Consider the following 9,494-nt stretch of genomic DNA (forward strand, 5'->3'; position numbering starts at 1 on the left):
TGCTACCCGGCCGTTTCCGTCCAGGTGACCGGCAGTGCGTGGACGCCGTAGATGTTCATGTTGGTCCTGAGCCTCACCTCGTCGGCGGGGACGGCCAGCTCCAGGGTCGGGAAGCGGCGCAGCAGGCCTGCGAACCCGGCGCGCATCTCGATGCGGGCCAGTTGCTGCCCGAGGCACTGGTGGACGCCGTGGCCGAAGGAGAGTTGGCCGCGCGCCTTGCGGTGGACGTCCAGGGCGTCGGGGTCGTCGAAGCGCCGGGGGTCGCGGTTGGCGGCCAGCATGGAGACGATGACGGTCGACCCCTTGCCGATGGTCTCGCCGCCGAGCTCGATGTCCTCCGTGGCATAGCGGAAGAGGACGTCGACGACGGACAGGTAGCGCAGGAGTTCCTCGACGGCATCGGGCCACAGGTCCGGTTCGGCGCGCAGCCGGTCCAGCTGCTCCGGGTGCTCCAGGAGCGCGAAGGTGCCGAGGCCCAGCATGTTGGCGGTGGTCTCGTGGCCCGCGAGCAGCAGCAGGAAGGCGATGCCCGTCAGTTCCTCGATGGTGAGGTCGTCGTGGCGGGCCAGGTCGGACAGGATGTCTTCGTCGGGTTCGGCGCGCTTGCGGGTGACCAGTTCGGAGAGGTACGTGGTCAGGCCGGTGTACGCGGCCATCTTCTCGTCGAGCGAGATGTCCTTCTCCATGATCTTGCCGGAGTTGGCCTGGAAGGTCTCGCGGTCCGCGTAGGGGACGCCGAGCAGTTCGCAGATGACCAGTGAGGGCACCGGCAGCGCGAACTCCTTCACCAGGTCGACCGGCGGGGTCAGGCGCGCCATCTCGTCCAGTTGCCGCTCGGCGATGGCGACGATGTTCTCTTCGAGCATCTTCATGCGTTTGACGGTGAAGGCGCCGGTGAGCATGCGCCGCAGCCGGGTGTGGTCCGGCGGGTCCATGCTGATGAACAGGCCCGGCTCCTGCGGGGACGGCTCGGTGATGGGGGGCATGCCGGGGGCCTCGTACGGCAGATGGAGGACGCCGATGTCCTGGCGGGAGCTGAAGCGGGTGTCGGCCAGGAGCGTGCGGACTTCTTCATAGCCGGTGACTAACCAGCCCTCGTGCCCGTCGGGGAAGAGCATGGGGCTGACGGGGCGCGACTCGCGCAGCTCGGCGATGCGGCGGGGCGGGTCGAAGGGGCCCGCGTCGCGTTCCGTCGGGAGGCCGTGGGGGATGGCAACGGTTTGATCCATGACTCCACCATGGCACACCTTCAGTGCCATATCGAGCCACTGTGGCACCATCGTGTGCCGCGTCCGGAACAATGACCGAAAAAGCCGCCTCGGCGACACGCGCGCCGAGACGGCTCAGGAGGGGACAACAAGGTGGAGTCGGCCGGGGTCACGCCCGCTTCTTGAACGTGGAGACCGCCCACGCGTAACCGACGACGGCGAGGCCGACGCACCAGGAGACGGCCGCGATCGCGTCACCGCCCGACGGGTTGCCCGCGAGCAGACCGCGCAGCGTCTCGATGATCGGGGTGAAGGGCTGGTACTCGGCGAACTGCCGCACTCCGGCGCCCATCGTGTCCGCGGGCACGAACGCGCTGCTCAGGAACGGCAGCATGATCAGCGGAACGGCGGCCATGCCCGCCGACTCCACGGACTTCGCGGCCAGGCCCATGGCGACGGTGAGCCAGCCGGCCGCGAAGCTGAGCAGCACGACGACACCGACCACACCGAGCCAGTCCAGGGCGGACGCCTGCGGGTCGAAGCCCATCAGGAAGGCAACGCCGACGATCGCCGCGCAGCCCACCAGGGCGCGCACCGTGGTGATGACGACATGCCCGCTCAGCATGGCGCCGCGGGACACGTCCATCACCTTGAGCCGGTTGATGACGCCCTTGGTCATGTCGGAGTTCACCGCGGTCGCCGTGGCGCTCAGCCCGTAGCTGATGGCCATCACGAGCAGCCCCGGCGTCACGTAGTCGATGTAGCTGTCGCCGACGCTGAATCCGCCGCCGAAGACCTTGACGAACATCAGCATGATCACGATGGGGAACAGGACCGCGTTGAACATCGTGACGGGGTTGCGCACGTTGTGCTTCAGGTTGCGGCGCAGCATGATCGCCGAATCGGCCAACGGCGTCGAGACCGTACTCACTGTGCGACCGCCTCCTTGCTCAGGTGCTCGATGTCCGCGTGGTCGGCCGCCGCGTCGGTGCTCTTGCGTTCGGTCAGGGCGAGGAACACGTCGTCGAGGTCCGGGCGGTGCACCGAGAACTCCAGGGCGTCGATCGCGTGCGCGTCGAGCCGTCCGAGCAGCGCCCGCAGCGACTTGGTCTCGCCGTCGCTCGGCACCCGCAGGGTCAGCTCGTCGTCGTCCCGTGTCGCGTCGGCCAGGACCCGCGCCGCCGTGTCGAGTTCACGGAGGTCGGCGAAGCGGAAGCGGATGTGGGTGCCGGGGATCTGGCGCTTGAGCTCGTCGGCGGTGCCCTGGGCGACCAGGCGGCCCCCGTTGAGCACCGCGATCCGGTCGGCGAGCTGGTCGGCCTCCTCGAGGTACTGGGTGGTGAGGAAGATGGTGGTGCCCTCGGCCACGAGTTCGCGCACGATCCCCCACATCGTGCGCCTGCTGCGCGGGTCCAGGCCCGTCGTCGGCTCGTCGAGGAAGATGATCTCCGGACTGCCGACCAGCGTCATCGCCAGGTCCAGCTTCCGGCGCATACCGCCGGAGTAGGTGGCCGCCAGCTTGTCCGCCGACTCCACCAGGTCGAACCGCTCGAGGAGTCCGGTGACCACCTCGTCGGAGCGCACGCGCTTCAGGTCGGCCATCAGGCGCAGGTTCTCCCGGCCCGACAGCAGGTCGTCCACCGCGGCGAACTGGCCGGTCACACCGATCTTGGCACGCACCTGCTTGGTCTCCGTCGCCACGTCGTGCCCGGCGATCCGCACCGTTCCGGCGTCGGCGTTCATCAACGTCGTCAGGACGTTCACCGTCGTCGTCTTGCCCGCCCCGTTCGGGCCGAGCAGGGAGAAGATCGATCCCGCCGCGACCTCGAAGTCGACGCCGTCGAGCACGACCTTGTCGCCATAGGCCTTGCGCAGCCCTGAGACCGCAATCGCTGGACTTCTCATGCCTCCACTTTCCTCTCCGGTCCTTTCACTCATCGGTCAGCTCACGTAGCGGTCGGCTCACGTAGCGGTCAGGCACTGACGCGGGCGCATTCCGCCTCGATCGCGTCGAGCACCTGACGGCCGCTGTCGACCAGGTACATGTGGTCGCCCTCGAATTCCGCATAGCTGAATTCAGCGGTGGTCGCGTCCCGCCACTGCTGCGCCTCCTCCGCGGTGACCAGACCGTCGACGCTGCCCCGCAGCGAGCAGATCGGCACGGACACCGGTTCGTCGGTGCTCGGTACGTAGCTCTCGTGCATCTCGCAGTCGGCCTGGAGCGTGGGGAGAATCAGTTCGCGCATCTCCGGGTGGTCGAGAGCTTCGTGCCTGAATCCCGCGAACTCCTCGACCCTGGCGAGGAATTCGTCGTCCGGGAGCCCCGCCGCCCTCCGCTCTCGCTGTGTCCACGGCCCCGGCGACCCGCTGACGACGAGCCGCTCGACCTCAATGCCGCGCGTGCTCAGCAGATGCACCAGCTCGTACGCGAGCACCGCGCCCAGGCTGTGCCCGAACAGCACGGCCCGCGTCCCCTCGCCGAGGTCCGCGACGACGTCGTCGACGGAACTCTTGGCCGCCTCGACGACATTGCGGAACGGCGTCTCCAGGATCCGCCGTTCCCTGCCCGGCAGTTCGACGGCGGTCACGCGCCACCGGTCGCCGGCCAGCTCCTGCCATGGGTGGAAGAACGACGGTCCCGCTCCCGCGAACGGCACGCACAGCAGCGCCGTCCGGTCCTGTTCCCGTGCGGATGTTCCGGGTTCCCTCACACCGACCAACCCCTTCATTCGTTCGTTAGACGAGCTTGTTCTTGACGACCTCGAAGAACTGGGCCACGGGTCCGGGCATGTGCATTTCGTGGTGCGTGGCGTGCACGTCGTGTATTTCCAGGGAGCCGAGCACATAGGGCCGCCACAGATGCCCGTACGACTGCTCCTCCAGCGTCGCGTTGAAATACAGCACGTCGCCGCGGTAGACCGGCGATTCGAAGTCCGCCATCAGGGACGTGTTGTTGGCGAGCACCGTCGACATGGTGTCCAGGAAGCCCTGCCGGTTTCCGGTCCGTATGTACTGGCTGAGGTCGTCCTCCAGCTCGGCCCGGTAGTCCGTCGAGTCCTTGCCGGCGTGCACCGTGGAGAATCCGTGGCCGCCGGGCTGGGCGTCCAGGACGGCCACGAGATGGACCTCGTGCCCGAGCCGGTCGAGCGCGTCCGCGACGGCCTGTACGACCGTGCCGCCGTAGGACCAGCCGATCAGGTCGAAGGGGCCCTCGGGCTGGACCTTCAGGATCTGGCCGACATAGTCGTCGATCATTTCCTCGACGGAGCCCGCCACCGGCTCGACGCCGTCGGAGCCGCGGGACTGCAGGGCGTAGGCGGGCCGGTCCTCGATGTGCAGTACGAAGCTGTAGTACGCCCAGCCGAGACCGCCGCCTCCGTGGAAGAACCACACCGGCGGCTTGCCCGTGCCGGGATCGTTGTTCAGCGGCAGGACGACCGCGAACGCGTCGGCCTCGTCGACGGGGGCGCCGCCCGCGAGCATCAGCGCGGCGAGCTCGGCCACCGTGGGGTACCTGATGATGGTCCTGATGGGGATGTCGATGTCGAACTCGCCGCGGACCCGGACGCTGAGCCGGGTGGCCAGGAGTGAATGGCCGCCGAGCATGAAGAAGTTGTCGTCGATGCCGACGTTCTCCAGGCCCAGGAGCTCGCCGAAGAGGGCGCACAGCCTCTCCTCGTAGGCGTTGCGCGGCGCGCTGCCCACCTCGGTGTTCGTCTCCTCGGCGGGCAGGGCCCGCCGGTCGAGCTTGCCGTTCGAGGTCAGCGGGATCTCCGACAGCGTGATGAGCGCGGAGGGCACCATGTAGTCGGGGAGGAACTCGCGCAGGTGCGCGGAGATCTCTTCCGCCCGGGCCGCGGCGCCGGGCTCGGGCACGACATAGCCGACCAGGCGCTTGTCGCCCTCCTGGTTCTCGCGCACGACGACGACCGCCGTCGCCACGTCGGGGTGCCCGGCGATCGCCTGCTCGATCTCGCCCAGCTCGATGCGGAACCCGCGGATCTTCACCTGGGAGTCGGCCCGGCCGACGTACTCCATCTGGCCGGTCCTGCCCCAGCGGACCAGGTCGCCGCTGCGGTACATCCGCTCGCCCGGCTCGCCGAAGGGGCACGCGACGAAGCGTCCCGCCGTCAGCTCGGGACGGCCGTGGTATCCGCGGGCCAGGCCGTAGCCCCCCACGTACAGCTCGCCGGTCACGCCGGGGGGCGTGGGCTTGAGGTGGTCGTCGAGGACGTAGGAGCGCAGGCCGGGGACCGCGCGGCCGATCACGCCGTTCCCGTGGTGGGTGACGGAGTGCTCGTCCAGGTCGATGCGGGTGACGTGCACGGTGGTCTCGGTGATGCCGTACATGTTCACGAGGACCGGCGCGTCGGGAGCGTGGCGCTCGTACCACTCCGTGAGGCGGTTCAGGTCCAGGGCCTCGCCGCCGAACACCACATAGCGCAGGGCCAGTTCCTGGTCGGAGGCCTGGGCGTCGGCCTGGATGAGCTGGTAGAAGGCCGACGGCGTCTGGTTCAGGACGGTGACCTGCTCGCGGGCCAGCAGCCGACGGAAGTCGACCGGGGAACGGGAGACGTCGTAGGGGACCACGACCAGGCGGCCGCCGTACAGCAGCGGGCCCCACAGCTCCCACACCGAGAAGTCGAAGGCGTAGGAGTGGAAGAGGGTCCACACGTCGTCCGCGCCGAAGGCGAAGTCCTCGGTGGCGTTGAAGAGTCCGACCACGTTGCTGTGCGGGACCAGCACGCCCTTGGGGCGGCCGGTCGACCCGGAGGTGTAGATGACGTACGCCGTGTGGTCGGGGCGCAGGGCCGTGCGGCGCTCGGCGTCGGTGAGGTCGGTGTCCTGCTGTCCGTCGAGCGCGTCGGCCCGGTCGAGGTGGACCACGGGGAGGTCCGGGGAGATGTCGAGGGTGTCGCCGGTCGTGCTCGTGGTCACCAGGAGGACCGGTGCGGCGTCCTCGAGCATGTAGGCGATGCGGTCGGCCGGGGAGTCGGGGTCGATGGGCAAATAGGCGCCGCCCGCCTTGAGCACCGCGAGCAGCGCGACGACCAGGTCGGCCGAGCGCCCCAGGCAGACGCCGACGAGGGACTCGGGGCCCACTCCCCGGGTGACGAGGTGCCGCGCGAGCCGGTTGGCCCGTGCGTTCAGCTCTCCGTAGGTGAGCGCGGTGTCCTCGTGGGTCACCGCGACCGCGTCGGCCCGTTGCGCCGCCTGGCGCTCGAAGAGCTCGACGAGGGTGGCGCCGGGAGCGTCGGTGCCCGCCTCGTTGACCTCGACGAGGAGCCGCTCCCGCTCCCCCGCGATCAGTACGTCGACGTCGCCGACGCGCATGCCGGGGTCGGCGGAGAGCTGCTCCAGGACCCGTACGAGCCGGGCGACGATCACCTCGGCCGACGCGCGGTCGAACAGCTTGGTGGCGTACTGGAGGTCTCCGCGCAGCGTCCCCGTGTCGTCCACGGCCATGAAGAAGGTCAGGTCGACCATGGCGGTCGAGGGGATGGCCTGCTCGAACGCCACGTCGAGACCGGGGAGTTCGAGGTTCGGCTTCTCGTAGCTCTGCCAGGCGAAGATCACCTGGAACAGCGGCTGGTACGCGGCGGAGCGGTCGGGGTTGATCGCCTCGACCACCACGTCGAACGGCACGTCCTGGTGCTCGTACGCCGCAAGGGACTTGTCCCGCACCTGCGCGAGCAGGTCGACGAACGTCGGGTTGCCGGAGAGGTCCGTGCGCAGCACCTGCGTGTTGACGAAGCAGCCGATCAGGTCGGCCAGCGCCTCGTCGTTCCGTCCGGCGATCGGCGAGCCGATCGTCACGTCGTTGCCGCCGCCGATCTTGCTGAGCAGGACGGCCAGCGCGGCCTGCATGAGCATCGACATGCTCGTCCCGCGTTCCTGCGACAGCTTCTGCAGGCCGGCCACGACGTCAGGACGCACTTCGAGGTCGACCGTGTCGCCGTCCGAACTGGCCTCCGCGGGCCGGGGCCGGTCCAGCGGCAGGTTCAGCGGCTGCGGCACCCCGGCCAGTTCCTTGCGCCAGTACTCGACCTGCCCGGCGGCCAGCGTGCCCGGCTCGGCCACATCGCCGAGCACCTCGCGCTGCCAGACCGCGTAGTCCTTGTACTGGATGGGCAGCGGCTCCCAGGCCGGCGCCTTGCCGCCCCGCCGTGCGATGTAGGCGTCGAAGAGGTCCCCCATCATCGGCGCGCTGGAACTGCCGTCGGACGCGATGTGGTGGACCACGAGGACCAGGACATGGTCCTCCGGGGAGCAGCGCAACAGGCTTGCCCTGAAGGGGAGTTCGGCTGCCAGGTCGAAACGGTGCGCGACGGCCTCGTCGATCACGCCGGTGACGTCGTCGGCCGCCACATCGACGACGCGCACCTCGGGCGACGCCTCGTCGGCCGACAGGATCCGCGGGTGGGGCTCACCGGCGTCGTCCGTCTCGTACGTCGTACGCAGGATCTCGTGCCTGCCGAGCACATCGCCGAGCGCCGCCACCAGGGCGTCCTCGTCCAGGGCTCCGGTCAGCCGGAAGGCCGCCGAGATGTTGTAGGTCGCCGCTCCCCCCTCCAGCTGGTGCAGGAGCCACATGCGGCGTTGTGCGAATGACAGCGGAATCATTGCTTCACTCCTTATTGAACATCTGACGCAGACTGGGGCGACGGGGAGCGGCAGATTCCTCCGACCACGCAGCGAGCGCGGCCACCGTCGGCAGGTCGAAGATCTTGCGGATGGGGATCTCGATCCCCATCTCGGCGCGGGTGCGGCTGATCAGGCGGGTGGCGAGCAGGGAGTGCCCGCCGAGCTCGAAGAAGCCGTCGTCGATGCCGACCCGGTCCAGGCCGAGCACCTCGGCGAACAGCCCGGCCAGGTCCTTCTCGCGGGCGGTGCGCGGCGCGCGGTACTCGGCGCCGGTGTACTCGGGCTCGGGCAGCGCGGCCCGGTCGAGCTTGCCGTTCGGGGCGAGCGGCAGTTGGTCGAGGACCACGAAGGCGGACGGCACCATGAAGTCCGGCAGCCGCTCCGACACGAAGCCGTGCAGGTCCTTCGCCGCCGGTGCGGGGCGGCCGTCGGCGGCCGTGCCGTCGCCGTTCGCCACGGGTACGACGTAGGCGACGAGTTGCTTGCCCGCCGTGCTGGAGCGCCCGGCGCGGGCGATGACGACCGCCTGCGCGACCTCGGGGTGCGCGGTGAGCGCCGCCTCGACCTCGCCGGGCTCGACGCGGAAGCCGCGCACCTTGACCTGCGTGTCGCCGCGGCCCACGTACTCCAGCTGTCCCGCGTCGTTCCAGCGGGCCAGGTCACCGGTGCGGTACATGCGTGCGCCCGCCGGGCCGAACGGGTCGGCGACGAAGCGCTCGGCGGTCAGTTCGGGGCGGCCGTGGTAGCCGCGCCCGACACTGCCGCCGACGTACAGCTCGCCCACCACGCCGGGCGGCACCGGGGAGAGGCCGGGGCCCAGGACGTAGGTCCGCATGTTGCCGAGCGGGGTGCCGACGGGCGCGCTGCCCGACCCGGCCCGGGTGTCGGCATCGACGGTGAAGGTGGTGGCGTAGAACGACTCGCTCTGTCCGTAGGCGTTGACGACCCGTACGCCGGGGAAGGCCTTGCGGGTCTTCTCGACGAGCGACGAGGGCAGGGCCTCACCGGCGAAGACGACCGTCTCCACGCTGGTACGGCCGGAGATCTCGTCGACGAGCTCGGCGAAGGCGGACGGCACGGTGGAGATGACGCTGCCGTTCCAGCTCTCCCGCTCGCCCAGGACCAGGACGTCGCGGACCACTTCGACGACGCCGCCGGTGGCGAGGGTCGTGAAGATCTCGAACGCCGACACGTCGAAGTTGACGGACGTGCCCGCGAGGAGCCGCTTGCCCGGCTCCAGGCCCACGCGGGAGGCGAGCCGCAGCACGCCGTTGACCACGCATCCGTGGGTGATGGCGACGCCCTTGGGCTTGCCCGTGGAGCCCGAGGTGTACATCACGTACGCCAACTGGTCCGCGTGCAAGCGGAGTTCGGGTGCGGCGGTCTCCGTGGACAGGTCGAGCGTGTCGAGGAAGACGTCCGGGGCTTCGTGCTCCGGCAGCACCGCGACCGTCGCGGAGTCCGTCAGGACGAGCCTCGGCCGCGCCTCCTCGAAGATCGCCTGGAGGCGGTGGCTCGGGTACTTGGGGTCGACCGGGAGGTAGGCGCCGCCCGCCTTGTGGACCGCTAGCAGCGCGACGACCAGGTCGGCCGAGCGCGGCAGCGACACGGCGACCACCGACTCCGGGCCCACCCCGCGTC

Annotated in this window: 6 protein-coding genes; all 6 read right to left on the reverse strand. The window is 69.8% G+C overall.

All coding sequences use genetic code 11. The features are described from left to right. Positions 1-2: 2 nt before the first annotated feature. Positions 3-1,229, reverse strand: a complete 1,227-nt coding sequence (locus ACQKIP_RS01470) for a cytochrome P450 (RefSeq protein WP_365866021.1) — start codon at positions 1,227-1,229, stop codon at positions 3-5. Between the two features lie 148 nt (positions 1,230-1,377). Next, positions 1,378-2,139, reverse strand: a complete 762-nt coding sequence (locus tag ACQKIP_RS01475) for an ABC transporter permease (RefSeq protein WP_365866023.1) — start codon at positions 2,137-2,139, stop codon at positions 1,378-1,380. Further along, positions 2,136-3,113: an ATP-binding cassette domain-containing protein gene (locus ACQKIP_RS01480; RefSeq protein ID WP_365866025.1), complete on the reverse strand. Its 978-nt coding sequence runs from the start codon at positions 3,111-3,113 to the stop codon at positions 2,136-2,138. The genes ACQKIP_RS01475 and ACQKIP_RS01480 overlap by 4 nt, the downstream gene beginning before the upstream one ends. A gap of 68 nt (positions 3,114-3,181) precedes the next feature. After that, entirely contained in the window at positions 3,182-3,937 is a 756-nt protein-coding gene (locus tag ACQKIP_RS01485; protein WP_361197417.1) for a thioesterase II family protein, read from the reverse strand. A gap of 7 nt (positions 3,938-3,944) precedes the next feature. Further along, complete coding sequence (locus ACQKIP_RS01490) at positions 3,945-7,832, reverse strand: non-ribosomal peptide synthetase (protein WP_365866026.1); 3,888 nt, start codon at positions 7,830-7,832, stop codon at positions 3,945-3,947. A 4-nt stretch (positions 7,833-7,836) separates the two neighbouring features. Next, on the reverse strand, positions 7,837-9,494 hold a 1,658-nt coding region (locus ACQKIP_RS01495), incomplete at its 5' end, for a non-ribosomal peptide synthetase (protein WP_427741878.1).

Source organism: Streptomyces sp. NPDC059900, assembly GCF_050270335.1.
GTDB lineage: Bacteria > Actinomycetota > Actinomycetes > Streptomycetales > Streptomycetaceae > Streptomyces.

What these genes read in the sequence shown, in the direction of transcription:
- ACQKIP_RS01485 (WP_361197417.1), bottom strand. Translation starts at nt 3,937, where the DNA reads ATGAAGGGGTTGGTCGGTGTGAGGGAACCCGGAACATCCGCACGGGAA.
- ACQKIP_RS01490 (WP_365866026.1), bottom strand. Translation starts at nt 7,832, where the DNA reads ATGATTCCGCTGTCATTCGCACAACGCCGCATGTGGCTCCTGCACCAG.
- ACQKIP_RS01470 (WP_365866021.1), bottom strand. Translation starts at nt 1,229, where the DNA reads ATGGATCAAACCGTTGCCATCCCCCACGGCCTCCCGACGGAACGCGAC.
- ACQKIP_RS01480 (WP_365866025.1), bottom strand. Translation starts at nt 3,113, where the DNA reads ATGAGAAGTCCAGCGATTGCGGTCTCAGGGCTGCGCAAGGCCTATGGC.